The sequence below is a fragment of the Promicromonospora sp. NPDC052451 genome (assembly GCF_044547525.1).
Taxonomy (GTDB): domain Bacteria; phylum Actinomycetota; class Actinomycetes; order Actinomycetales; family Cellulomonadaceae; genus Promicromonospora.
Genome location: NZ_JBIUAP010000011.1, coordinates 1 through 21,591, shown reverse-complemented (window position 1 = coordinate 21,591; position 21,591 = coordinate 1). Strand labels below are relative to the sequence as shown.

Genomic DNA, 21,591 nt, shown 5'->3' with positions numbered 1-21,591 from the left:
CGTCAGGTGGCCTGCCCCACCTGGACGGTGACCAGCGACCAGGCCGGGACCGGGACCGCCGCCCGGCCGTCGGCGAGCTCCGCCACGGTCGCGACCGGCTCGACCGGGCTGGCCTCGAACGGCCGCCCGACGTCGGGGGAGCCGCCCGCCAGCGTCGTGACCGTGGCCGGTGCCGCACCGCGGACGCCGTCGACGACCAGGTGCGCGGTCCGGTCCTCGTCGGCGAGGCTGACGAGCGTGACGTGGGTGCGGCCGTCGGGCCCGCTCGTGGCGCCCGCCACGAGGTCGGGCCAGGGGCGCAGGTCGTCCTCGTGGTCGTGGACGAGCGCGCCGTCCAGCCACACCCGGATGCGGGCGCCCTCGACGGTGACGCGGACGTGCAGCGGTACCTCCGTGCGGACGCCGTCGAACGGGTGCGGCCCGTCCACCTCGTTGCCGATGCCGTCGTCGCGCCGGGCGAGGACCAGGGACTCGTTGCGCCAGCCTCCGACCTGGAACTCGTGCACCGTCTCGCCGTCCGCCCCGCCGAACCCGACGACGAAGCCCTCCTCGCCCTCCGTCCGGGTGGCCACGAGCTCGAGCTCGGTCCCGTCGGTGGTGAGGGACGCCGTGCCCTCGGTTCCCACCACCTGGTCCGGGTGTTCCGTGCCGCCCACCCGGATCGCGGTGAACCGGGTGGTCGAGCCGGGGGAGCGGAGCGTGACCCGCTGCATCGCGGGCGGCGACTGCGGCCGGTCGGTGTGTCCCGTGGTCGCGCAGCCGAGCACCTCGACGCCACGCACCTCGGCCATCATCCGCTGCACGTGATAGCTCGGGCTCGGCCGCACGTCGTCGTCGGTGAAGTAGACCAGGTCGGGCAGCCACTGCGTGCTGCCGACCCGGGCGAGCAGCGGCGCGTAGGACGACAGGCGCACCACGTCCGAGTTGCGCTCGACGGCGGTCATGTAGGCCGCCTCGGCGAGGGCCGAGCGCATGGTGGAGGAGTGGGCGGCCCACTCGCCGAGGTAGACGGCGGGCCCGGACCGGTCGTAGTGGTCGAAGCGGTCCAGGTGCTGCAGGAGCCACCGCGGGGAGCGGTAGCTGTGCTCGTCGACCATCGGCACCTCGAGACGACGGGCCAGCTCCCAGCCGGCGTCGTAGTCCGGGCCGTAGGGCTTGGGCCCGAGCGTGCCGATGACGGTGACGTCCGGGCACCGCTCCCGCACGGCGTCGAAGAGCTGCCCGAAGCGGTCGGCGAACTGCGCGTCGACGACGTCCTCGTTGCCGATGCCCAGGTAGCGCAGGCCGAACGGCTCGGGGTGACCCGCCGCCGCCCGGACGGCGCCCCAGCGCGTCTCCGGCCCGCCGTTGGCGTACTCGACCAGGTCCAGCACGTCCTGCACGTACTGGGGCATCCGCTGCTGCGGGATCGCCTGCGGCCCGCCGGGCACGTTCTGGCAGCACACGCCCGCCGCCACGACCGGCATGGGCGTGGCGCCGAGCTCCTCGCAGAGCAGGAAGTACTCGTGGTACCCGATCGCCATCGACTGGTGGTAGCCCCAGGTGTTGGGCATGGGCACGCGGTCCTCGCGGGGACCGATGGTGCGCTTCCAGTGGTACATGTTGTCGAGGCCGTAGCCGTGGGCCACGCAGCCGCCGGGGAACCGGACGAAGGCCGGGCGCAGCGCCCGCAGCGTCTCGACCAGGTCGGGGCGGAACAGGCGGGCGCGGCCCTGGGAGTCGACGGGGCGCAGCTCGACCAGGTCGACGTCGACGGCGCCCTCGCCGACGTCGATGCTCAGGGCGGCGCGGGTGGTCGCGGTGCAGGTCAGGTCTACCTCGACCCAGCTCCAGGCGTCCGCGGCGGCCGGGATCTCGACCCGGGCGAGCGCGCCGCCGTCCGCAGTGGTCAGGGACGCGTGCGCGCTCGCCGACGGCGCGGCGCGGCGCACGGCGAGCCGGAGCCGGTAGGCGCCCTCGCGCACCAGCATGCCCTCGGGGTCGTAGCCCCGGTTGGTCAGCCGGGACCCCGCGCCGATCCGGACGTAGGTCGCGTTGGCGGCGGAGACGGGGCGGTCGCTGCGCACCCGGACGCCGTCCGCGTCGGCCTCGGGGTCCCAGCCGGTCAGCGGGCCCCAGCCGGGGCGGTCGGCGCCGGTCGCCTCGAAGTCGCCGTTGCGGACGAGGTCGGCGTTGAGCCCGCCGTCCAGCGCGTAGTTGATGTCCTCCAGGAACAGGCCCCAGAGGTCCGGGCTCACCCGGGTGCCGGTGGGTTCCTGCACGTGGATCGTGACGTCGTTCCGGCCGGTGGTCATCGGTTCGCACCCTCTCTCGGGGGCCTCGGGCGGCCCCGGCTCCGCGCTGCGTCGCGCGGTCGCCGGGTTGTCGCAGGCCAACGTACAGCGTTGTCACGAACTCGTCGACAACCATTGACAACGCTGAACCATCTTCGCGATCATCGTGCCGCTCGGGCACGACGACGGCGGGTCACCGACGACCCGACCGGCCCAGTGGTGCACGCGCACGACATCCGGAGGACTCAATGAAGAGCAGAACACGCCTGGCCGGCTCCGTGCTGGCGACCGGAGCGCTCCTCCTCGCCGGCTGCACCGGTGGCGGCGGCGACGACCAGGGCTCCGCGGACGGCACGATCGACATCCTCGTCGTCAAGCACGGGCTGACCGGCCCGATGGCCGACATGGCCTGGGTGAAGGACCTCGAGAAGAAGGCCGGCGTGACGATCCGCTGGGAGGAGGTCTCGGCCGACTGGAGCCAGAAGAAGGCCACGATGCTCGCCGCGGGCGAGGTGCCGGACCTCATCGTCGGCGGCAACGCGGTCACCAACGCGGACCTCGCCACCTACTCGTCCCTGTTCGAGGACCTCTCCGACGACATGGACGCGCTGCCCAACGTGCAGGGAATGCTCGACTCGCACGCCGAGCTGGCGGCGATGGCCACGCGATCCTCGGGCGAGATCTACGCCCTGCCGAGCTACAAGCGTTACTGGCCGGAGACGATCTCGCGGCAGTACATCAACCAGGAGTGGCTGGACAACCTCGGCCTCGACGTGCCGACCACCTGGGACGAGCTCTTCGACGTGCTCGTCGCCTTCAAGGAGCAGGACGCGAACGGCAACGGCGACCCGGACGACGAGATCCCCTGGGACTGGAACCCGGTGGACCCGGCGGGGTTCGCGGCCGGCCAGCCCACCATGCTGCTGAGCGGGCTCGGCCTGGCCACCACCTACGGCGGCGGTCAGGGGTACGTGGTCGAGGACGGCAAGGTCCTCAACTTCCTCGTGGACGAGCGGTACCGCGAGGTCATCGAGTTCACGCACCGCGCCTACGCGGCCGGGCTGGTGAGCAAGCAGGTGATGACCCAGGACTACTCGGCCTTCCAGTCCGTCGGCCGCGGCGACGGCGACGTCGCGAAGGTCGGCTTCAGCTGGGGCTGGACGGCGTCGGACCGGTTCGGCGCCCGGCTCGCCGACCAGTACACGTCGATGGCGCCGCTCGAGGCGGAGGCGGGGCAGTCGACGCCGGTCACCTGGAACTACGACACCGAGAACTTCAGCCCCAACCACGTCGTGATGTCCGCGGGCACCGCGGACCGGGACGGTGCGCTCGCCGTGATCGACGCCTTCTACGACCCCGAGATCTCGGTCCAGGTGCTCTGGGGTGACCTGGGCGAGAACGTGGAACCTGACGGTGACGGATACCGGGTGCTGCCGCCCGCCGACGAGAACAGCGACCCGTCGACCTGGAAGTGGACCACGACGCTGGCCGATGCCGGCCCCCACTGGATCCGCGACGACGTCGACGTCGAACCGCCCGCAGACCTCGCCGAGGCCACCGAGCAGTCGGAGCCGCTGCGGGAGGCGCTCGCGACCGTGGACCCGGTCACGGACATCTACCCCTTCAAGTACGTGAACATCTCCACCGAGGACCAGAGCACCATCACCCTGAACGACACCACCGTGATGAACCTCGCCATGACGGCCTTCGGGCGCTGGGTGACCGAGGGCGGCGTCGAGGAGGAGTGGGACGACTACGTCGCGCAGCTGGAGTCCGCGGGCCTCCCGCAGAACGTCGAGATCTACCAGCGCTACTACGACGAGTACGTGGCGAGCCGGTCATGACCCTGCTCCGAGAACGGGCGGACCTGCCGGGAGCCGCGGCCGCCGGCCGGGGCGCGCCGCCGGGCCGGGCCGAGCGCGCCCGGCGGCACCTGGGTCGCTACTGGCAGCTGTGGGTGCTGCTGCTGCCGGCGATCGCCTTCACGGTGGTCTTCGCGTACGTGCCGATGTACGGGATCCAGCTCGCCTTCCGCGAGTTCGACTTCCAGGCGGGCCTGACCGGGGGCGAGTGGGTCGGGCTGAAGTACTTCGAGATCTTCTTCGACAGCCCGATGTTCGCCACGGTGCTGCGCAACACGCTGACCATCAGCATCGCGACCCTCGTCGTGGGGTTCCTGGCGCCGATCGCCCTGGCGCTGATCATCAACCAGATCGTGAACGCGACGCGCAAGCGCTTCATGCAGACGGCGACCTACCTGCCGCACTTCATCTCGGTCGTCGTCGTGGTCGGCATGATCCAGGTGCTCCTGAACCCCTCGAACGGCACCGTCACACGCCTGTTCAGCGGAGTCGGGCTCGACCTCGACCTCCTGGGCGACCCGGATCTCTTCGTCCCGGTCTACGTGATCTCCGAGGTGTGGCAGCACTGCGGGTGGAACTCGATCATCTACCTCGCCGCCCTCGCCTCGGTGGACACCCAGCTCTACGAGGCGGCCCGGATCGACGGGGCGAACCGCCTGCACCTGATCCGCCACGTCGACATCCCGGCGCTCGTGCCGACGATGATCATCCTGTTCATCCTCACGATGGGCGGGGTGCTCTCGACCGGCTTCGAGAAGATCTGGCTGATGCAGAACGCGCTGAACCTCCCCGTGAGCGAGGTCATCGCGACCTACACCTACCGGATCGGCATCCTCGGCAACCAGTTCAGCCTCGGGACGGCGATCGGGCTGTTCAACACGGTCATCAACTTCCTCTTCCTGGTCGTCACGAACTGGCTGGCCAAGAAGTTCGCCGACACGAGCCTGTGGTGAGGCACATGACACGACTGTCCGCGCTCCGCGCCCGCACGCCCGGCGACATCGCCTTCTCGGTGGTCCTCGCCGTCGTCTGCGCCGCGATCCTGTTCGCGACGATCTATCCCCTCTGGTTCGTGGCGATCGCCTCGATCAGCGAGCCCCGGCTCGTCGCCACCGGCCAGGTGACCTTCCTGCCGCAGAACGTGAGCCTGTTCGGCTACGAGCAGATCTTCGCCGACGAACGGATCTGGACGGGCTATCGCAACACCGTGGTCTACACGGTGGTCGGCACCGCGCTCAACATGGTCGTGACGCTGCCGGCGGCGTTCGCCCTCTCGCGTCGCGAGTTCCGGCCCCGGCGCGTGCTCATGCTGTTCTTCGCGTTCACGATGTTCTTCAGCGGGGGCCTGATCCCGCAGTACCTGCTGTACCGCGACATCGGGCTGCTGGACAACTGGCTGGTGTTCATCCTCCCGACGGCCCTGAACGTGTACAACCTCATCATCGCGAGAGCCTTCTTCGAGAACGCGCTGCCGGAGGAGCTCTTCGAGGCCGCCACCCTCGACGGGGTCGACTACTTCCGGTACTTCCTGAACATCGCCCTCCCGCTGTCCAAGGCGATCGTCTCCGTCATCGCGCTCTACTACCTGGTGCAGCACTGGAACGACTTCTTCACGGGCCTGATCTTCGTGCGTGACTACGAGCTGCAGCCGCTGCAGATCGTGCTGCGCGACATCCTGCTCTCCAACCAGGCCTTCGCCGGCGGGGCCGGCGGTGCGGGCGGCTCCGGCGGTGCCTACGGCCAGGACTTCGCCGACCAGATCAAGTACGGCGTGATCATCGTCTCCACGCTGCCGGTGCTCCTGCTGTACCCCTTTCTGCAGAAGTACTTCGAGAAGGGCGTCATGATCGGGTCGGTGAAGGGATGATCGACCGGCTCGTCACCCTGCACACCCACGTCGGCACCTGGGGCTGGCGCCTGCTGACGCTGCACCTGCTCTGGCTGCTGCACACGGTGCGTGGCGGCGTCGTCCTCGGCGTCTTCCCCGCCACCGCGGCGGTGCACGAGGTGCTGCGGCACGACCTGATGAGCGACGACATCGCGGAGCGGCGTGGGCTCCGGGCGGAGTTCGACGCCGCCTGGCGAGCGAACCTGCGCACGGCGAACGTGCTCGGCTACGCGCTGACCCTGCTCTGGGCGGTGCTCCTGGTCGAACGTCAGCTGCTCGCCGGCGCGGGCAGCGGCCTCGCCGGCGCCGCCGGGAGCCTGCTGTGGTTCGCGGCCGTCTTTCTCGCGGTGGTCTCCGCGCAGGTCTGGCCGCTGGCCGCGCACTACGACGAGGCGGCCGTGCTGCACCTGCGCCGCGCCGCCACGCTCGTCCTGGCACGTCCGGTGATCGCCCTCGGCACCGCCTCGGCCGGCGGCGTGATCCTCGCCGCCTACTACCTCGTGCCCGGTCTGGTCCCGGTGCTGGGAGTGGCCGCGCCCGCGCTCGCGACCACGTTCTGCCTGCGGCGCAGCGGCATCCTGCCGACGCCCGCCACACCGCACGGCCGCACGGCCGCACCGCACGACCTCACGAAGGAGAGCACGGTATGAGCACGACGACACCGCCGTCCGCGACCACCGGACCGCAGCCGGACGCCGCCACCCCGTGGCACGTCGACGGCGCCCGGCTGACCTGGCGCGGGGGCGGGGAGACGCTCGTCGTCGAACCCTGGGGGGCCGACAGCGCGCGCGTCCGGTCGGCGCAGGGGGAGGTCGTCGACACCGACTGGGCGCTGCTCCCGGCCCCGGAGGCGAAGGACGCCCGCATCGAGCTCGACGGCCCCGTCGCCACCCTGGTCAACGGCGGTCTGCGGGTGGTCCTGACCGCGCACGACCACTACCACTGGCAGGGCGGCCAGCGCCGCTTCCGGTGTCACGTCAGCTTCCAGGACGCCGACGGCCGCGAGCTGCTGGCCGAACGCGAGTCCGGCGGCGCGCTCGCCCTGCGCGCCCGCCAGTACGACGCGCTCCCCGCGGGCGGCTGGCGGACCGCGCTCTTCCTGGAGAGCCCGGCCGACGAGAAGCTGGTCGGGATGGGCCTGTACCAGCAGGACCACATCGACCTCAAGGGCTGCTCGCTCGAGCTCGCCCACCGCAACTCCCAGGCCAGCGTCCCCTTCGTCATCTCCAGCGCCGGGTACGGCATGCTCTGGCACACACCCGCCGTCGGACGAGCGACCTTCGGCCGCAACGGCACCGAGTGGTCCGCCGAGTCCGCGCCCCAGATCGACTACTGGGTCACGGCGGGCACGACGCCGGCGCAGATCACCCGGGCGTACGCCGACGCCACCGGCCACGCCCCGCCGATGCCCGAGCGCGGGCTCGGCTACTGGCAGTGCAAGCTGCGCTACTCCTCCCAGGAGGAGCTGCTGGAGGTCGCCCGCGAGCACCGGCGCCGCGACCTGCCGCTGGACGTGATCGTGGCCGACTTCTTCCACTGGCCCGCCATGGGCGACTTCCGGTTCGACGACGAGTTCTGGCCCGACCCGAGCGGGATGGTCGACGAACTGCGCGAGCTGGGCGTGGAGCTCATGGTCAGCGTCTGGCCCCAGGTCGCGCTCACGTCGGAGAACTTCGACGAGATGTCCCGCCAGGGCCTGCTCGTGGCCACCAACCGCGGCATCGACGTACAGATGTGGTTCGAGGGGCCCAGCCGGTTCGTCGACACGACCAACCCCCGGGCCCGCGCCTACCTCTGGGACAAGCTCCGCGCCGGGTACGGGCGGCACGGCATCCGGACGTTCTGGCTCGACGAGGCCGAGCCGGAGTTCGGCCAGTACGACTTCGGCGCCTACCGGTACGACGCCGGGCAGGCGCTCGCGGTGACCAACATCTACCCGCAGGCGTTCTCCCGCGCCGTGTTCGAGGGGCAGCAGAGCGATGGGGAGTCCGAGATCGTCAACCTGGTGCGGTGCGCCTGGGCGGGCAGCCAGCGCTACGGTGCGCTCCTGTGGTCCGGGGACATCCACTCCTCGTGGACGGCCATGCGGCGCCAGATCACCGCGGGCATCCACGTAGGCGCGGCGGGCGTCCCGTGGTTCACGACGGACATCGGCGGGTTCGGCGGCGGCCGCACCGACGACCCGGCGTTCCAGGAGCTCCTGGTCCGGTGGTTCCAGATGGGGGCGTTCCTGCCGGTGATGCGCCTGCACGGGGACCGGGCCCCGCAGGTGCCCGTCGTGGCGGCGGACGGCAGCCGCCGCCTGCCCTCCGGCTCGGGGAACGAGCTGTGGAGCTTCGGCCAGGAGAACTACGAGATCCTCGCGCGGTACGTGCGGCTCCGCGAGCGCCTGCGTGACTACACCCGCGACGTCATGCGCGCCGCGCACGAGGACGGTCAGCCCGTGATGCGCGGTCTCTTCCACAACTTCCCGGACGACCCCGAGGCGTGGGAGGTGGGGGACCAGTTCATGCACGGCCCGGACGTGCTGGTCGCACCGGTCCTCCAGCCCGGGGCGACGTCCCGAGCCGTGTACCTGCCCGCGGGGGCGCGCTGGACCGACCTGCACACGGGTGCCACGCACGCCGGCGGGCAGTGGGTCGAGGCGGACGCCCCGCGTCACCTCGTCCCCGTCTTCACGCGCGACGGCGCCCTGTCCGGCCTGCGCGGGTACCTCGTGCCCTGAGCAACCGCCCGCCCCGCGCCGCCTCCCCGCGCCGCTGTCCTGCGCCGCCTCCCCGCGCCGCCGCCCTGCCCGCCGTCCGGCCGCGACCACCGACCACCGACCACCAGGAGAACCCATGGCCACGATCACCGCCGTCATCGACCTCGACCTGCCCGGCCCCACCATCTCCCGCCATGTCTACGGACACTTCGCGGAGCACCTCGGACGCTGCATCTACGGCGGCTTCTGGGTCGGTGAGAACTCCGACGTCCCGAACGTGCGCGGCATCCGGCGCGACGTCGTCGACGCGCTGCGCGCGCTCGGCATCCCGAACCTGCGGTGGCCCGGTGGGTGCTTCGCCGACGACTACCACTGGCAGGACGGGATCGGGCCGCGTGAGGCGCGGCCCCGCATGGTCAACTCGCACTGGGGCGACGTGGTCGAGGACAACTCCTTCGGCACCCACGAGTTCATGGACCTGTGCGAGCTGCTCGGCGCCGACGCCTACATCAGCGGCAACATCGGGTCGGGCTCGGTGCGCGAGATGAGCGACTGGATCGAGTACCTGACGCGGGCGGACGACTCGCCCATGGCAACGCTCCGCCGGGCCAACGGCCGTGACGAACCCTGGAAGGTGCCGTTCTGGGGACTCGGGAACGAGGCGTGGGGCTGCGGGGGCAACCTCCGCGTCGAGCAGTTCGCGTCGCTCGCCCGCCAGTACGCCACGTACACGCGGGACCACGCCGACAACCGCGTGTACCGGATCGCCGCCGGTGCGCACGAGGACGACTACTCCTGGACGGAGACCCTGATGCGGTCCTTCGACCCGCTCGACCAGGACGACCGGCCGGCCACCCCGTTCCAGGCGGTGTCCCTGCACTACTACACGCGGACCGGCACGTGGGCGGAGAAGGGGAGGGCGACGGAGTTCAGCAGCGACGAGTGGTATCTCGCCCTGAGCCGCGCGTCCTGGATGGAAGAGCTCGTCTCGCGGCACTCCACGGTGATGGACCGGTACGACCCGGGCAAGAAGGTGGGCCTCGTCGTGGACGAGTGGGGCACCTGGTGGGACGTCGAGCAGGGCACGAACCCGGGGTTCCTGTACCAGCAGAACACGCTGCGCGACGCCCTGGTGGCCGCCGTGCACCTCGACGCCTTCCACCGCCACGCCGACCGGGTCGTCATGGCGAACATCGCGCAGACCGTGAACGTGCTGCAGGCGATGATCCTCACGGACCCCGGGTCGGGCGCGCTCGTGCTCACGCCCACGTACCACGTCTTCGAGATGAACCGCGGGCATCACGACGCCGCCGCGCTGGCCGTGCACCTCAAGGGGGCGCCGGAGCGGGAGGCCGACGGCCGGTCGCTCACGCTTGTCTCGTCGTCGGCGTCCACCCGGGGAGACTCCGCACTGGTTTCGCTGTCGAACCTCGACGCGGAGAGCGCGCACACCGTGACGCTCGACCTCCGGGGCCGGGACGTCACGGGTCACCGGGTCCGGGTCCTCACCTCGCCGGAGCTCGCGGCGCACAACACGGCGTCCGCTCCCGAGACGGTCGTCCCGCGCGAGCACGACGGCGTCCGGGTGCGCGACGGCGGGCTGGAGGTCGACCTGCCGGCCCACTCGTACGTGACCCTCGAGCTCGCCATGCGTGCCTGAGCACGGGCCCTGTCTCCCGTGCGGTCATCCGGCCGCGCGGGAGTCCGAAGCAGGCCCTGAGCCGAGCCGGCCGACGACCTGGTCCAGGTACTGCGTCGCGAGCCTCGCTGCGGCGTCGTTGCGATGGAAGGCGATGTCGATGCCGTCGGTCCACTGGTCGTAGAGGTCGACGCAGGCGAGCAGCGCTCGCCCGATCTCGCCGGTGTCACGTCCGCACACGGTCGCTTCGAGCGCCCGTGCGGCGTCGGGGTCTGTCGTCTCCAGGCGCCGCACTCCCTGGAGCAGCTTTCCGTGTCGGTACTGGATCAGAGGTCCGAACACGGTCTCCCGGAGATACGAGATGAAACCGATGGCCTCGAACAGCTCGCCCCTGGCCAGCTTTGTGGCGCCGTAGTGAATCCACACCCAGAACCGATCGTCGATCCACTGAAGGTCCAGCCGGGGAGGAGAGGGAGAAGTCGCTGCGAGCGCGGTCGAGAGGCGTCCGTCTCGCTCCCACAGCACCTGAAGCTCGTCGACTCGCGACGTGAAGTCCGTGTACCGGACGAACTTGAAATCGACGTGCAGCGCCTCGGGGCCCATGAGAGTGATGATCAACCGGGGTTCCCCGACGTGCTCTCCCGTGAACCCGGCGACGAGCGGCGACCATGCCTCGATGAGTGCGAGCCGCTCACGCATCACCTGGTCGAACGCGTCGTCCTCGACCGCGAGCACCAGGTCGACGTCGGAGTACTCGTCGGGGACGCCGTTGGCGACGGATCCGCCGGCAGCGACGCCGACGATGCGCGAGTCCGATCGAACGCGGGGGAGAAGACCGTCGAGGAAACGTTCGTGCACATCGGGGAGGGGCATCGCTCTTCTTTCCTGTCGAGGCAAAGTCGAGCAACGTAACATCCTGGTCAGACGCGGATCAAGCCGTCGACCACGTCAGCCGGTGGCGTCGATCGCGGACTGGAGCTCCTCGATGAACCGCTCGGCCGCGTCCTGCGGCGTGAGCTCGCCGAACTGGACCTGCTGGTTGTAGCGGGACAGCATCGTGTCGACCTCGCTGGCGCCGTTCGGGGTGATGGGCGGGGCGTCGCCCGCCTCCTTCGTCACCAGCTCCGTGAACGTCAGGGCCTTGCGGCCCGCCTCGTCGAGCGAGGGCTCGACCGCCGCCTGGAACTCCTCGCTCGCGGGGATCCCGCGCTCCGTGCCGAACGCCTCGGCGACCTCGGGGTCGTTGGAGAGGAAGTCGATGAGGAGCGCCGCCTCGGCAGGGTGCTCCGACTGGGACGAGCCGGCCCAGTACATCGACGGCTTGGGGTACTGGTAGCCCTCCTCGGCGTCGGGATCGGCGGGCCAGTTCACGATCTCGTAGTTGAAGTCGGGCGCGGCGGCGGCGATCGCCGTGAAGAGGCCGCCCGGCTGGAACTCCATCGCCGTCCCGCCCACCACCAGGTTTCCCTGGTCCAGGGGAACCCCTTGCTTCTCGCTCAGGGCCGCGGCCGAGGGGGAGGCGCCGGAGTCGATCCAGTCGAGACGGCGCTGCCAGTAGGCGGCGAGGACCGCGGGATCGATCGCCACGTCGCCCTCGGCGTCGAACAGCGTGTCGCCCTGCTGGCGGGCGAAGACCTCCAGGCTGAAGGAGTCCGCGCCGAACGGGGACACGCCGTGGACCTCCCCGCCGGAGGCCTCGGTGATCGCCTCGGCGGCGGCGTCGAAGTCGTCCCACGTCCAGGTGTCCGTGTCGGGGATCGGCACGTCGTACTTCTCGAACAGGCTCGTGTTCATCACCGCCCCGTTCCCGGCCACGCCGATCGGGACGGCGTACAGGGTGCCGTCCACCCGGCCGGACCCGAGCACGTTCTCGGGCAGCGAGCTCGCGTCCACGAACTCCGACAGTGCGTCGAGATCGAGCAGCGCGCCACGGCCCGCGTACGAGGAGAGGTAGAGCTGGTCGAACTGGATGACGTCGGGCATGTCACCCGCCGCCGCGGTGGTCGCCAACCGGTCCCAGTACCCGGCCCAGTCCGCGTAGGTGGGTTCCACGGTGATCCGCGGGTACTTCTCCTCGAACAGCTCGATCGCGTCGAGGGTCGACTGGTGGCGCGCGTCCGCGCCCCACCAGGTCATCGTCAGGGTCACCGGATCCTCGCTGAGCTCCGCGTCGGCGGGGTCGGGCGCGATGCCGCACCCGGCCACGCCGAGGCTCAGGGCGAGGGCGGAGGCGGTCAGCACGCCCCGTCGCGCCCGTCGTTCCATCGTGGTTCGTCCTCCGGTCGAAAGTCGTGGGCTCATCACTTGCCGCCCGTCGTCGCGATGCCACGCAGCAGGAAGCGCTGCCCGAACAGGAACACCAGGAACACCGGGATCAGGGAGACGACGCTCATCGCGAACAGGGCGCCGAAGTCGGACTGCGACTGGGCGTCGATGAACTGCCGCAGGGCCACCGGGACCGTGTAGAGGTCGGGGTCGGTCACGAAGATGAGCTGCGAGAAGAAGTCGTTCCAGGTCCAGATGAACGTGAAGATCGTGGTGGTCGCGAGCGCCGGCACCATGAGCGGCAGGATCACCTGGAGGAAGATCCGGGCGTGCCCGGCGCCGTCGATCCGAGCCGCCTCGTCGAGCTCGCGGGGGATGCCGCGCACGAACTGCACCATGAGGAACACGAAGAACGCGTCGGTGGCCAGCAGCTTGGGCACGATCAGCGGCAGGTAGGTGTTGATCCAGCCGATCTGGGCGAACATCACGTACTGCGGGATGATCAGCACGTGCACCGGCAGCATGATGGTCAGGAGCATCGCGGCGAACGCGACGGTCTTGGCGCGGAACTGCAGCCGGGCGAACGCGTAGGCGGCCATCGAGCAGGACACGAGGTTGCCCACCACGGAGCCCAGCACGACCAGTGCCGAGTTGAGCAGGTAGCTGCCGAACGGTTGGCTCAGCGCGTTCCAGCCGTCGGGGTAGTGGCTCAGGTCGAACGTGTCGATCAGCAGCCCGGGGCTGGTGAAGATCTCGTCGTTCGGGCGCAGCGAGCTGGTCACCATCCACAGCAGCGGGTACAGCATCACGATCGCCACGAGGATCAGACCCACGTGGGCCAGGATCCGCGGGCGGCGTCGGCGCTGCGTGATGACGAGGGAGCGCCGGCCCGGCTCCGTGGTCGGTGCGGTGGTCGCGAGAGTCTCAGTCGTCATAGAACACCCAGTACTTCGAGGCCCAGAAGTTCAGGGCAGTGAACGCGCCGATGATGATGAGCAGCAGCCAGGCCAGGGCCGACGCGTACCCCATGCGGAAGCCGGCGAAGCCTTCCTGGTAGAGGTACAGCGAGAAGAAGAGCGTCGAGTCGGCCGGTCCGCCGCTGCCGTTGGAGACGATAAAGGCCTGCGTGAAGGACTGGAAGCTGCCGATCAGCCCGAGCACCAGGTTGAAGAAGATGATCGGGCTCAGCAGCGGCAGCGTGATCTTGCGCAGCTGCTGCCACGTGTTCGCGCCGTCGGTCGACGCCGCGTCGTAGTACTGCCGGGGGATCTGCCGCAGGCCGGCGAGGAAGATGACCATCGGCGCGCCGAAGGTCCACACGTGCAGCACGATCAGGGTGCCCAGTGCGGTGTCCGGCTCGGCCACCCAGGCGGGGCCCTGGACGCCGAACAGGCCGAGGAACGCGTTGACCAGGCCCTCCCCGCCGAACACGAGGCGCCACAGCACCGCGATGGCGACGCTCGCCCCGAGCAGGGAGGGCAGGTAGAGCACCGACCGGTACAGGGCGAGGCCGCGGATGCCGCGGTCCAGGAGGAGCGCCAGCCCGAGGGCGACGGCGAGCTGGACGGGCACCGAGACCACCACGTAGGTGAGTGTCGCGACCAGCGACTTGCCCAGCCGCTCGTCGCCGACCATGCGCTGGATGTTCTCCAGCCCGGTGAAGTTCGGGTCCTGCAGCAGGTTGTAGTCCGTGAACGCCAGGTACAGGGAGGCGACCATCGGGCCGATCGTGATGCCGACCAGGCCCAGGAGCCAGGGCGCCAGGAAGACCGCGGCGGCCTTCGAGTCCCGGCGTCGTTCCTTGGCCAGTGCCTGCTTCTGGTCGGCGGTCAGACTGCCCCGGCCGCCGCGGCTCAGGGTCCGCAGCTCGCCGATCGCACTCACGACGTGCACTCCGTGCTGGCCGGACGGGCGCGCCTGCCGGCGCCGGACCCTCCGCGGGGGATGGTGGGAGCTGAGGACACCGATACTCCTTCGGATCGTGTCGTGCGTCGTCGCACAGGCGGGCGGGAAATAGTGATCGTTCACTTTTCCACCCGGGCGTCAACATAGTGAACGTTCACTATGCTGTCAACGCTGGTGTCGGTGCCTCGCCGGACGCCCCGAGCGAGAGGATGGCGGAATGTCCGACCACGCCGGGCGGCGGCCGACGATCGTCCAGGTCGCGCGCCTCGCACAGGTCTCCCACCAGACCGTCTCGCGGTACCTGCGGCACAACGGCGGCCTCAAGCCCGAGACGGTCCGGCGCGTCGAGGCCGCCATCGAGGAGCTCGGCTACCGCCCCAACCTGGTGGCCCGCTCCATGCGTACCCGGCGCACCGGCCGGCTGGCCGTGCTGCTGCCCGCCCCCGCGTTGCTGCTGCCCACGCGCCTGCTCAGCGCCGCCGCGGTCGTGGCCCACGACGCGGGTTTCCTCATCGAGGTCGTCAGCGTCGAGGGGGGCCCGCGGGAACGTGCGGGCCGGGCACTGGAGCTGATCACGTCCGGCCAGGTCGAGGGAGTGCTCTCCCTCAGCTCGCTGCCCGGGCTGACCGACCGGCCCGCGACGCCGTCGCGCGCCGCGTTCGCGGTGGTGGGGGAGTACGACGACGAGCTGCACGGCATCGGCGAGCTCGCGGACGCCTCGGTGGTCGCCGAGATCGTGGAGCACCTCGCGGACCTCGGGCACCGGCACTTCCTGCACGTCGCGGGGCCGGACGCCTGGCCGTCGGCTCGGGCCCGCCGGCAGGTCTACGCCGAGGTGATCGAGCGCCTCGGGCTCGTCTCCCACGGCGTCGTCGACGGCGACTGGTCCGCGGAGTGCGGGTACGCGGCGGTGCGCGCCCTCCCCGGAACCAGCCCCGTCACCGCGGTGGTCGCGGCCAACGACCCGATGGCGACCGGTGCTGTCCGGGCCGCCCTGGACCGGGGCTGGGGCGTGCCGGAGCGGCTGAGCGTCGTGGGGTGGGACGACCTCGAGCTGGGCCGGTTCGCCACGCCGTCGCTCTCCAGCGTGGTCGTCGACCGCGAGGAGCAGGGGCGGGTGGCCATGGAGCGGCTGATCGCGCTGGTCCGCGGCGAGCCGGAACCCGAGCGCACGCGGCTGCCGCTGAACCGGCTGGTGCTGCGGGAGTCCACCGGGCCGGCGCCGGTGCTGGGCTAGGGACCCGCCCGGCGGTGGTGGTGCGGGTCCCGGTCACGGACCTCCTGGTCCGCGAGCTCTCGCCGCGGGACGCGGGCCCGGGCGCCGTCCCGCAGCCGCCGCGCTCCCTGACGGGGAAGCCCTTGTCATTGGACAAGATTCTTGACTATTCTCAACTGGTCAAGATTGTTGACTAATCTCAAGGAGGGGTCATGCCGGTGATGGAGGTGACGCGACTGCGGGTCGCGTCGGACAAGGCGGCCGCGCTGAGCGAGGCGCGGCCCGCGATGCTGGCGGCGTTCAGCGAGCGGCCCGGGTTCGTCCGCGCCGACCTGGTGCGGGTGTCGGAGAACGAGTGGCTCGACCTGATCGTGTGGGAGAGCTCGGCGGACTTCGCGGAGTCGCGGCGCCGTGGCGCGGACTCTGCGGCCGTGGCGACGTTCTTTGCCGCGATCGACGCCGTCGTCTCCGGTGAGGAGGGGCAGGTGTGGCAAGCATGACGCGCGCCGCCCGGGACGACGGTACTGGCCGGCAGGTCCGGCCGCGGACCGACCTGCCGATGGCGACGACGCGGCTGCTGCTCCTGCTGCAGGGCGAGATGTTCCGCCGGATCGCCGAGGAGGGGTACACGGACGTGCGTCCGCGTCAGGGCGCCGTGCTGGCCTACCTCACGCCCGAGGGGCGGCGCCTGTCCGAGTATGCGGAGCTGTCCGGTCAGCCCAAGCAGATCATCGGCACCATCGCCGACGAGCTGGAGGCAGCGGGCTACGTGGTGCGGCGGCCGGACCCCTCCGACGGTCGGGCCAAGCTGCTTGCCCCGACCGAGCGGGGGCTCGCCGAGCTGGAGGCTTCGCGGAACATCATCGCCGACCTGGAGGCGCGCGTGGCGGACGAGCTGGGCGAGGACGGCCTGGCGACGCTCATGGACCACCTGGTCCGGGCTGCGCGGGCGGTCCAGGCTGTGCGGGAGGACCGCGAGCCGTAGGTGCCACGCTGCTCTTCTTCACCGGGACGTGACGTCCGCCGGCTGGACCAGCCCGGCGCCGCCCGGACCGACGCCGGGCGGCGCCGGGATCAGGCGGCGCCGGAGTGCGCCTCAGCCAGCAGGGCCGGCAAGCTGCCGACGGAGTCGATGAGGTGGGTGTGCGGTGCTGCGGCGAGCGTGGCGCGCGGGACGCCGCCGCTCAGCACGCCGATCACGAGACCGGCGCCTGCGTTGCTGCCTGCCTCGAGGTCGAGCACCGTGTCACCCACGGTGAGCACGTCGGTCGCTCGCCACACGCCGGTGCGCTCCATCGCCCGGTGCACCATGTACGGAGCGGGCCGACCTGTGGGCACGTCGTCGGTGCACACGACGGCGTCGACCGTATCGCCCTCACGCCATCCGAGGCGGTCGAGGAGCAGTCCGGTCACCTCGGCGGAGAACCCGGTGGTCAGGGCGATCTTCGCGCAGTGGGCCCGCAGCGCCTCGAAGGCATCCAGCACCCCGGGCATCGCCACGGGCGGCGTCTCGTCGTAGGCGGTGCGGAGCAGGCGCTCGAAGTCGGCGAACGCCGCCTCGACGGTGTCTACGTCGGTTGTGCGACCGATCGTGAGCAGGGACCGGATGGCGGTGCGCTTGTCGGCGCCCATCCAGCGGGCGACGTCGGCGACCTCTGCGGTGCTGCCGTGCCCGCGCACGGCGTCGTGCAGGGCGCGGTAGACGGCTCCGCCCTCCTCGACGGTGGTTCCCGCGATGTCCAGTGCGGCCAGAGCGATCATGAGTCGTTTCCTCTCGGGTGGTGCGCCATGCTTGGTTCAGGGGTCAGCCGGTGAGGCCGGCGCGGTCGAGCACGTCGCCGGCCAGGCCCAGGCCGGTCGTCATGCCGATTCCGGTGGTCACGGTCGCGACGTGCACGCCGGGTTCGGGTTCGGCCACCAGGAACTCGCGGCCCGGTGCGGTCGCGTAGGTGCCCTGCCAGCGCTCGACGACGTCGAGGCCGGTGCCCAGCAGGTCCGTCAGGAGACGCATCAGGACGGCGTTGCCGGCCTCGTCCTGGAACACGGGCGCGTCGACGGCGCGGACGTGCGTGTCGCCGACGATCAGCGTGCCGTCGGCCTGGGGCGTCAGCATGAGGTTGACGTCCCACGCGGCGGCCGAGTTCCCCACGACCGTCGTGGCGGCCCGGGCCGCCCGGGAGCACGGCCTGGCCGTGGTGGCGGGGGCGCCCAACGCGGTGCGGGGGAGCTCGCACACGGCGAACGTCTCGGCGCGCGAGCTGGTCGCGCTGGGGCTGGTGGACGCGCTCGCGTCCGACTACGTGCCCGCCACGATGATGGCCGCCGTCGCGCTGCTGGTGGACGAGAGGCTGGCGGACCTGCCGCGTGCGGTCGGTCTCGTCACCTCCGGGCCCGCGCGCGTGGCAGGTCCCACCGACCGCGGGTCGCTGACCGTCGGGGCGCGCGCCGACGTCGTCCTGGTGCGGTGGTCCGGGCGGTGGCCGGCCGTGGCCGCCACCGCGCGGGCGGCCCGAGCGTGAGATCAGCGGTGGCCCGGACTCATCCGCACCAGACGCTGTCCGAGTAGTACCAGGCACCGCCCAGCACCTCGTTCGTGGCGGCGTTGCGCCACGTCATGTACGCGCGGGCGCGCACCCAGAATCCCGCACCGCCGTTGCCGCAGTTGATCCCCTGCGGGTTGAGGCCGTAGTCGGTGCGGGGCCACCAGCCGTCGTACTGGTTGTAGACGGAGGTCCAGTTCACCCACGTGCTGCCGTCCCAGGCCTGCAGCCCGTAGCGGTTCGCCGCGACCTCGTAGTCGCCGCCACCGGAGACGTCGGACACCGTGGCGGTCGAGCTCGTCCACCCGTTGTCGTCCCGGTACACGGCGACGCAGCGGGTCACCTGCTCGCCCCAGCAGCTCCGCCCCAGGAGCTGGCTCGCGGACGCCGGGGCAGCGGTCAGCAGCGTGCACCCCAGCGCCAGCCCGATCCCCGCGGCGATGGTCCTCTTGATGTTCATGTCCGTCGTCCTCGATCACTCGTCCGTCGTCGGCCCCGTGGTGCGGCCCGTCCGGCGGCACCGGACCCGGCCGAGTCTGGGCATCGTGCCTATGCGCGGTCTGTGCGCGGTCTACGTGCGGGTGCCGGGCCGCGGAGCCATCCGGCACAGATCCGGGTGAGGTCGGCCGTAGGACGCGGCGCCAGGCTCGCCTCTGTCATGTCCCGCATCGAGTGAGGAACGAGCATGGAACTGGTGAGACGGCGCGTCGGCGTGGCCCTCGGGGTGGTCCTGGCCATGGTGGCGAGCTTCCTGGTCGTGGCGTCGACGGCGGTACCGGCGCAGGCGCTGGGGGACAAGTGCCCCGGGACGCAGGTCAAGCGGTGCATCAGGGTGCTTCAGGTCGGCACGTCGTACTACGCGCACGCCGGGATCGAGGACGAGAACGGCGCGTACGACGTGGCCGTGAACAGCATCCAGCTGCAGCGGCACAACGGGAGCACGTGGGTGACGGTCAAGGAGAACGGCAACTTCGACGGGTGGGCCGCGACGCGCGACGAGGGTGACACGGGCTCGCACTCGTGCACCAGCGGCGGGCACAGCTTCCGGGCGCGGGCGTTCTTCCAGTGGTCCGGGCCGGACTCGGGCGAGCAATGGCTGACGACCGACGTCGTCCCGATCTGTGCCGGCGCGTTCCAGGTCCCGTTCCCGTGCAGCGAGACCTGGACCGGGAGCACCCGCTCCGGGCACAGCCCGGCCAACGCCGTGGACTTCAACCGGAACCCCGACGAGGGGCAGCAGGTGTACGCGTCGGCCGGCGGCACGGTGACGACCGTGCGTGACCTGGGCGGGGTGTCCTACGGCAGGTATGTCGTCATCACGCACAACGGTGGTTACCAGACCCTGTACGCCCACCTGGAGAGCTTCGCGGTGTCGGTGGGCGACGCGGTCACGGTGCGGACGCCGATCGGCCGGGTGGGTAGCACGGGCGGCTCGTCGGGGCCGCACCTGCACTACGAGCAGCGGCTGAACGGCAACGACGTGCGGGTCAGGTTCGTCAACGCGGACCCGGTCTACTACGGGGACAGGAACCTGAGCCGAGACTCGGAGTGCCTCTGACGACGGTGGTCGACGGCAGCGGTGATGGACAGGGTTTTGCCGCGATGCAATACTCGGGCACCTCAACGGTGAGAGGACCCGCTATGTCCCGTTTCCGTCGGATGGCTCTCGCGGTCGCAGTGCTGATCGCCGCCACCCCGTTCACGAGCAGTGCCGCCGTGCTACCGGAGGACCCCGTACGAGCCGCAGCCGTGGTGAACACCTTCCGCAACCCCGTGAACCCGAGCGCCGACCCGTCGGTGATCTTCCACGAGGGCACCTACTACGCCGCCACGACCCGGGGCGATCGCATCAGCATCTGGCGCTCGCCGAGCATCGCCACTCTGCTGGCAGCTCCGGAGGAGGTCGTCTGGCGCGACTCCGACCCGACCCGCAACACCCAGATGTGGGCGCCGGCGTTCCGGCATGTCGGTGACCGCTGGTACATCTACTACACGGCGTCGGACGGCGTGGACAGCAACCACCGGATGTACGTGCTGGAGTCGGCCGGGAACAGCCCCATGGGCCCGTACTCGTTCAAGGCCAAGATCGCCGACTTCGGCGAGTACGCGATCGACGGCGAGCCCATCACCCACAACGGCCAGGACTACTTCGTCTGGACCGGCCCGGGCCGCGGCCAGGGTGGGCCCGCTCAGCTCTACATCGCGCGGATGAGCAATCCCTGGACGACGACCGGCGGCAGGGTCGCGATCCCCGCGGACGGCGGCTGCACCGAGGTCCGGGAGGGCCCGACACCTCTCTACCGCAACGGTCGCACGTTCCTCACCTACTCCACCTGCGACACCGGCAAGCCGGACTACCAGCTGTGGATGAAGAGCATCGCGAACGGCGCCGACCCGATGGTGGCGGGCAACTGGGTGCAGCACGCCGGGCCGGTCTTCTCCCGGAACGACGCGACCGGCGTCTGGGGGCCCGGGCACCACTCGTTCTTCCGGTCTCCCGACGGCACGGAGGACTGGATCGCGTACCACGGCAAGAACACCAGCACCAACACCTACTCGTTCCGGACGACGCGGGTCCAGCGCTTCACCTGGAACGCGGACGGCACGCCGAACTTCGGCCGTCCCCTGGCCGCCGGCGCGACCCAGACCCTGCCGTCCGGTGACCCCGGCGCGGCCACCCGGGCGATCAACGACGTCGACACCGGCACCGGCCTGTGGCAGGTCCAGTACGCGGGCTCCTGGCAGTCCGGCTCGGGTTGCGGCGTGCAGTGCTTCTGGAGCGACGACCACTGGAGCGGCGCCACGAACGCCACCGCGACCATCAGGTTCAACGGCACCCAGGTCGCACTGCTGAGCGTTCGGGACAGCGGCAACGGCATCGCCGCGATATCGATCGACGGGGGCGCCGAGCAGCGCGTCGACCTCTACAGCGGCATCCGTGTCGGGGAGCAGCTGAACTACCTCAGCCCGGTGCTGTCGCCCGGCGAGCACACGCTGCGGGTCCGGGTGACGGGCGAGCGCAACCCTGCGTCGACGGCCTCGGTCGTCAGCATGGACCGGATCGAGGTCTACGGCGTCGGCTGAGCGCGGCGGTCGTCGGGGTAGGGCCCGTAGCTGGATGAAAGACCTACCACCTGGTGTTGAGGCACTCTGCAAGGCCGAGTTTCGAGCTTGCACCCGCTCCCTCGCCGTGCTCGGTGAGGGCCACAACGGATCGTCCGGCACGTACCTGCCGGTGGAGGGATGTTTTCTCATGGCTACGGTCACTTTCGACCACGCGACGCGCGTCTACCCGGGCA

General features: G+C 70.9%; 20 protein-coding genes. 12 read left to right on the top strand and 8 right to left on the bottom strand.

Annotated elements, in window-relative coordinates; all coding sequences use genetic code 11:
• Positions 1 to 2: 2 nt before the first annotated feature.
• Complete coding sequence (locus ACIG47_RS18835) at positions 3 to 2,294, bottom strand: alpha-L-arabinofuranosidase C-terminal domain-containing protein (protein WP_397432562.1); 2,292 nt, start codon at positions 2,292 to 2,294, stop codon at positions 3 to 5.
• Between the two features lie 227 nt (positions 2,295 to 2,521).
• On the opposite strand from ACIG47_RS18835, the gene ACIG47_RS18830 reads away from it, so the two are divergent.
• The 6 genes from ACIG47_RS18830 (at position 2,522) to ACIG47_RS18805 (ending at position 10,387) form a co-directional block, all read left to right on the top strand.
• Positions 2,522 to 4,117: an extracellular solute-binding protein gene (locus ACIG47_RS18830; protein WP_397415650.1), complete on the top strand. Its 1,596-nt coding sequence runs from the start codon at positions 2,522 to 2,524 to the stop codon at positions 4,115 to 4,117.
• Positions 4,114 to 5,088 (top strand): ABC transporter permease, encoded by a 975-nt coding sequence (locus tag ACIG47_RS18825; protein WP_397432560.1) that lies wholly within the window; start codon positions 4,114 to 4,116, stop codon positions 5,086 to 5,088. The genes ACIG47_RS18830 and ACIG47_RS18825 overlap by 4 nt, the downstream gene beginning before the upstream one ends.
• A gap of 5 nt (positions 5,089 to 5,093) precedes the next feature.
• Complete coding sequence (locus tag ACIG47_RS18820) at positions 5,094 to 6,002, top strand: carbohydrate ABC transporter permease (protein WP_397432559.1); 909 nt, start codon at positions 5,094 to 5,096, stop codon at positions 6,000 to 6,002.
• Entirely contained in the window at positions 5,999 to 6,673 is a 675-nt protein-coding gene (locus ACIG47_RS18815) for a YesL family protein (protein ID WP_397432558.1), read from the top strand. Before ACIG47_RS18820 ends, ACIG47_RS18815 begins: the two co-directional genes overlap by 4 nt.
• Complete coding sequence (locus tag ACIG47_RS18810) at positions 6,670 to 8,748, top strand: TIM-barrel domain-containing protein (protein ID WP_397432557.1); 2,079 nt, start codon at positions 6,670 to 6,672, stop codon at positions 8,746 to 8,748. The genes ACIG47_RS18815 and ACIG47_RS18810 overlap by 4 nt, the downstream gene beginning before the upstream one ends.
• Positions 8,749 to 8,863: 115 nt before the next feature.
• On the top strand, positions 8,864 to 10,387 hold the full coding sequence (locus ACIG47_RS18805; protein ID WP_397432556.1) for an alpha-N-arabinofuranosidase: 1,524 nt from the start codon (positions 8,864 to 8,866) through the stop codon (positions 10,385 to 10,387).
• Between the two features lie 24 nt (positions 10,388 to 10,411).
• Here the strand turns inward: ACIG47_RS18805 and ACIG47_RS18800 are convergent, their stop codons facing one another.
• The 4 genes from ACIG47_RS18800 to ACIG47_RS18785 all read right to left on the bottom strand — a co-directional run bounded on the left by ACIG47_RS18800 (position 10,412) and on the right by ACIG47_RS18785 (position 14,515).
• Positions 10,412 to 11,239 carry a nucleotidyltransferase domain-containing protein gene (locus ACIG47_RS18800; protein ID WP_397432555.1) on the bottom strand — a complete coding sequence of 276 codons (828 nt, stop codon included), beginning with the start codon at positions 11,237 to 11,239 and terminating at the stop codon, positions 10,412 to 10,414.
• Positions 11,240 to 11,314: 75 nt separating this feature from the next.
• Positions 11,315 to 12,631: an ABC transporter substrate-binding protein gene (locus ACIG47_RS18795; protein ID WP_397432554.1), complete on the bottom strand. Its 1,317-nt coding sequence runs from the start codon at positions 12,629 to 12,631 to the stop codon at positions 11,315 to 11,317.
• Between the two features lie 35 nt (positions 12,632 to 12,666).
• Positions 12,667 to 13,566 carry a carbohydrate ABC transporter permease gene (locus ACIG47_RS18790; RefSeq protein ID WP_397432552.1) on the bottom strand — a complete coding sequence of 300 codons (900 nt, stop codon included), beginning with the start codon at positions 13,564 to 13,566 and terminating at the stop codon, positions 12,667 to 12,669.
• Positions 13,556 to 14,515 (bottom strand): carbohydrate ABC transporter permease, encoded by a 960-nt coding sequence (locus tag ACIG47_RS18785; RefSeq protein WP_397432550.1) that lies wholly within the window; start codon positions 14,513 to 14,515, stop codon positions 13,556 to 13,558. Before ACIG47_RS18785 ends, ACIG47_RS18790 begins: the two co-directional genes overlap by 11 nt.
• Positions 14,516 to 14,753: 238 nt before the next feature.
• Between ACIG47_RS18785 and ACIG47_RS18780 the strand changes: the two genes are divergently transcribed.
• From ACIG47_RS18780 to ACIG47_RS18770, 3 genes are all read left to right on the top strand, one after another.
• Positions 14,754 to 15,773 carry a LacI family DNA-binding transcriptional regulator gene (locus tag ACIG47_RS18780; RefSeq protein ID WP_397432548.1) on the top strand — a complete coding sequence of 340 codons (1,020 nt, stop codon included), beginning with the start codon at positions 14,754 to 14,756 and terminating at the stop codon, positions 15,771 to 15,773.
• A 191-nt stretch (positions 15,774 to 15,964) separates the two neighbouring features.
• Complete coding sequence (locus tag ACIG47_RS18775) at positions 15,965 to 16,252, top strand: antibiotic biosynthesis monooxygenase family protein (RefSeq protein WP_397415626.1); 288 nt, start codon at positions 15,965 to 15,967, stop codon at positions 16,250 to 16,252.
• A complete protein-coding gene (locus tag ACIG47_RS18770; protein WP_397415956.1) occupies positions 16,249 to 16,737 on the top strand; it encodes a MarR family winged helix-turn-helix transcriptional regulator in 489 nt (162 codons plus the stop codon). Before ACIG47_RS18775 ends, ACIG47_RS18770 begins: the two co-directional genes overlap by 4 nt.
• 89 nt (positions 16,738 to 16,826) lie before the next feature.
• Here the strand turns inward: ACIG47_RS18770 and ACIG47_RS18765 are convergent, their stop codons facing one another.
• Both ACIG47_RS18765 and ACIG47_RS18760 read right to left on the bottom strand, forming a co-directional pair.
• Positions 16,827 to 17,513, bottom strand: coding sequence for a phosphonatase-like hydrolase (locus ACIG47_RS18765; RefSeq protein WP_397432547.1), 687 nt, complete (start codon positions 17,511 to 17,513; stop codon positions 16,827 to 16,829).
• 43 nt (positions 17,514 to 17,556) lie between these two features.
• Positions 17,557 to 17,865, bottom strand: a complete 309-nt coding sequence (locus ACIG47_RS18760) for an FAD-dependent oxidoreductase (protein WP_397432546.1) — start codon at positions 17,863 to 17,865, stop codon at positions 17,557 to 17,559.
• On the opposite strand from ACIG47_RS18760, the gene ACIG47_RS18755 reads away from it, so the two are divergent.
• Entirely contained in the window at positions 17,864 to 18,271 is a 408-nt protein-coding gene (locus tag ACIG47_RS18755) for a hypothetical protein (RefSeq protein WP_397432545.1), read from the top strand. The genes ACIG47_RS18760 and ACIG47_RS18755 overlap by 2 nt on opposite strands.
• A gap of 19 nt (positions 18,272 to 18,290) precedes the next feature.
• Here ACIG47_RS18755 and ACIG47_RS18750 read toward each other — a convergent pair whose 3' ends face one another.
• Positions 18,291 to 18,752: a hypothetical protein gene (locus ACIG47_RS18750; RefSeq protein WP_397432544.1), complete on the bottom strand. Its 462-nt coding sequence runs from the start codon at positions 18,750 to 18,752 to the stop codon at positions 18,291 to 18,293.
• A gap of 225 nt (positions 18,753 to 18,977) precedes the next feature.
• On the opposite strand from ACIG47_RS18750, the gene ACIG47_RS18745 reads away from it, so the two are divergent.
• Both ACIG47_RS18745 and ACIG47_RS18740 read left to right on the top strand, forming a co-directional pair.
• Entirely contained in the window at positions 18,978 to 19,850 is an 873-nt protein-coding gene (locus ACIG47_RS18745) for a M23 family metallopeptidase (RefSeq protein ID WP_397432543.1), read from the top strand.
• Between the two features lie 83 nt (positions 19,851 to 19,933).
• Positions 19,934 to 21,376 (top strand): family 43 glycosylhydrolase, encoded by a 1,443-nt coding sequence (locus ACIG47_RS18740; RefSeq protein ID WP_397432542.1) that lies wholly within the window; start codon positions 19,934 to 19,936, stop codon positions 21,374 to 21,376.
• The last annotated feature ends 215 nt before the right edge of the window (positions 21,377 to 21,591 follow it).

Excerpts from the sequence above, each read along its gene's own strand:
- ACIG47_RS18775 (WP_397415626.1), top strand. The coding sequence starts at position 15,965 with ATGCCGGTGATGGAGGTGACGCGACTGCGGGTCGCGTCGGACAAGGCG.
- ACIG47_RS18835 (WP_397432562.1), bottom strand. The coding sequence starts at position 2,294 with ATGACCACCGGCCGGAACGACGTCACGATCCACGTGCAGGAACCCACC.
- ACIG47_RS18810 (WP_397432557.1), top strand. The coding sequence starts at position 6,670 with ATGAGCACGACGACACCGCCGTCCGCGACCACCGGACCGCAGCCGGAC.
- ACIG47_RS18750 (WP_397432544.1), bottom strand. The coding sequence starts at position 18,752 with ATGAACATCAAGAGGACCATCGCCGCGGGGATCGGGCTGGCGCTGGGG.
- ACIG47_RS18780 (WP_397432548.1), top strand. The coding sequence starts at position 14,754 with ATGTCCGACCACGCCGGGCGGCGGCCGACGATCGTCCAGGTCGCGCGC.
- ACIG47_RS18805 (WP_397432556.1), top strand. The coding sequence starts at position 8,864 with ATGGCCACGATCACCGCCGTCATCGACCTCGACCTGCCCGGCCCCACC.
- ACIG47_RS18770 (WP_397415956.1), top strand. The coding sequence starts at position 16,249 with ATGACGCGCGCCGCCCGGGACGACGGTACTGGCCGGCAGGTCCGGCCG.
- ACIG47_RS18765 (WP_397432547.1), bottom strand. The coding sequence starts at position 17,513 with ATGATCGCTCTGGCCGCACTGGACATCGCGGGAACCACCGTCGAGGAG.
- ACIG47_RS18790 (WP_397432552.1), bottom strand. The coding sequence starts at position 13,566 with ATGACGACTGAGACTCTCGCGACCACCGCACCGACCACGGAGCCGGGC.
- ACIG47_RS18815 (WP_397432558.1), top strand. The coding sequence starts at position 5,999 with ATGATCGACCGGCTCGTCACCCTGCACACCCACGTCGGCACCTGGGGC.
- ACIG47_RS18800 (WP_397432555.1), bottom strand. The coding sequence starts at position 11,239 with ATGCCCCTCCCCGATGTGCACGAACGTTTCCTCGACGGTCTTCTCCCC.
- ACIG47_RS18745 (WP_397432543.1), top strand. The coding sequence starts at position 18,978 with ATGGAACTGGTGAGACGGCGCGTCGGCGTGGCCCTCGGGGTGGTCCTG.
- ACIG47_RS18825 (WP_397432560.1), top strand. The coding sequence starts at position 4,114 with ATGACCCTGCTCCGAGAACGGGCGGACCTGCCGGGAGCCGCGGCCGCC.
- ACIG47_RS18820 (WP_397432559.1), top strand. The coding sequence starts at position 5,094 with ATGACACGACTGTCCGCGCTCCGCGCCCGCACGCCCGGCGACATCGCC.
- ACIG47_RS18795 (WP_397432554.1), bottom strand. The coding sequence starts at position 12,631 with ATGGAACGACGGGCGCGACGGGGCGTGCTGACCGCCTCCGCCCTCGCC.
- ACIG47_RS18740 (WP_397432542.1), top strand. The coding sequence starts at position 19,934 with ATGTCCCGTTTCCGTCGGATGGCTCTCGCGGTCGCAGTGCTGATCGCC.
- ACIG47_RS18760 (WP_397432546.1), bottom strand. The coding sequence starts at position 17,865 with ATGCTGACGCCCCAGGCCGACGGCACGCTGATCGTCGGCGACACGCAC.
- ACIG47_RS18755 (WP_397432545.1), top strand. The coding sequence starts at position 17,864 with ATGAGGTTGACGTCCCACGCGGCGGCCGAGTTCCCCACGACCGTCGTG.
- ACIG47_RS18830 (WP_397415650.1), top strand. The coding sequence starts at position 2,522 with ATGAAGAGCAGAACACGCCTGGCCGGCTCCGTGCTGGCGACCGGAGCG.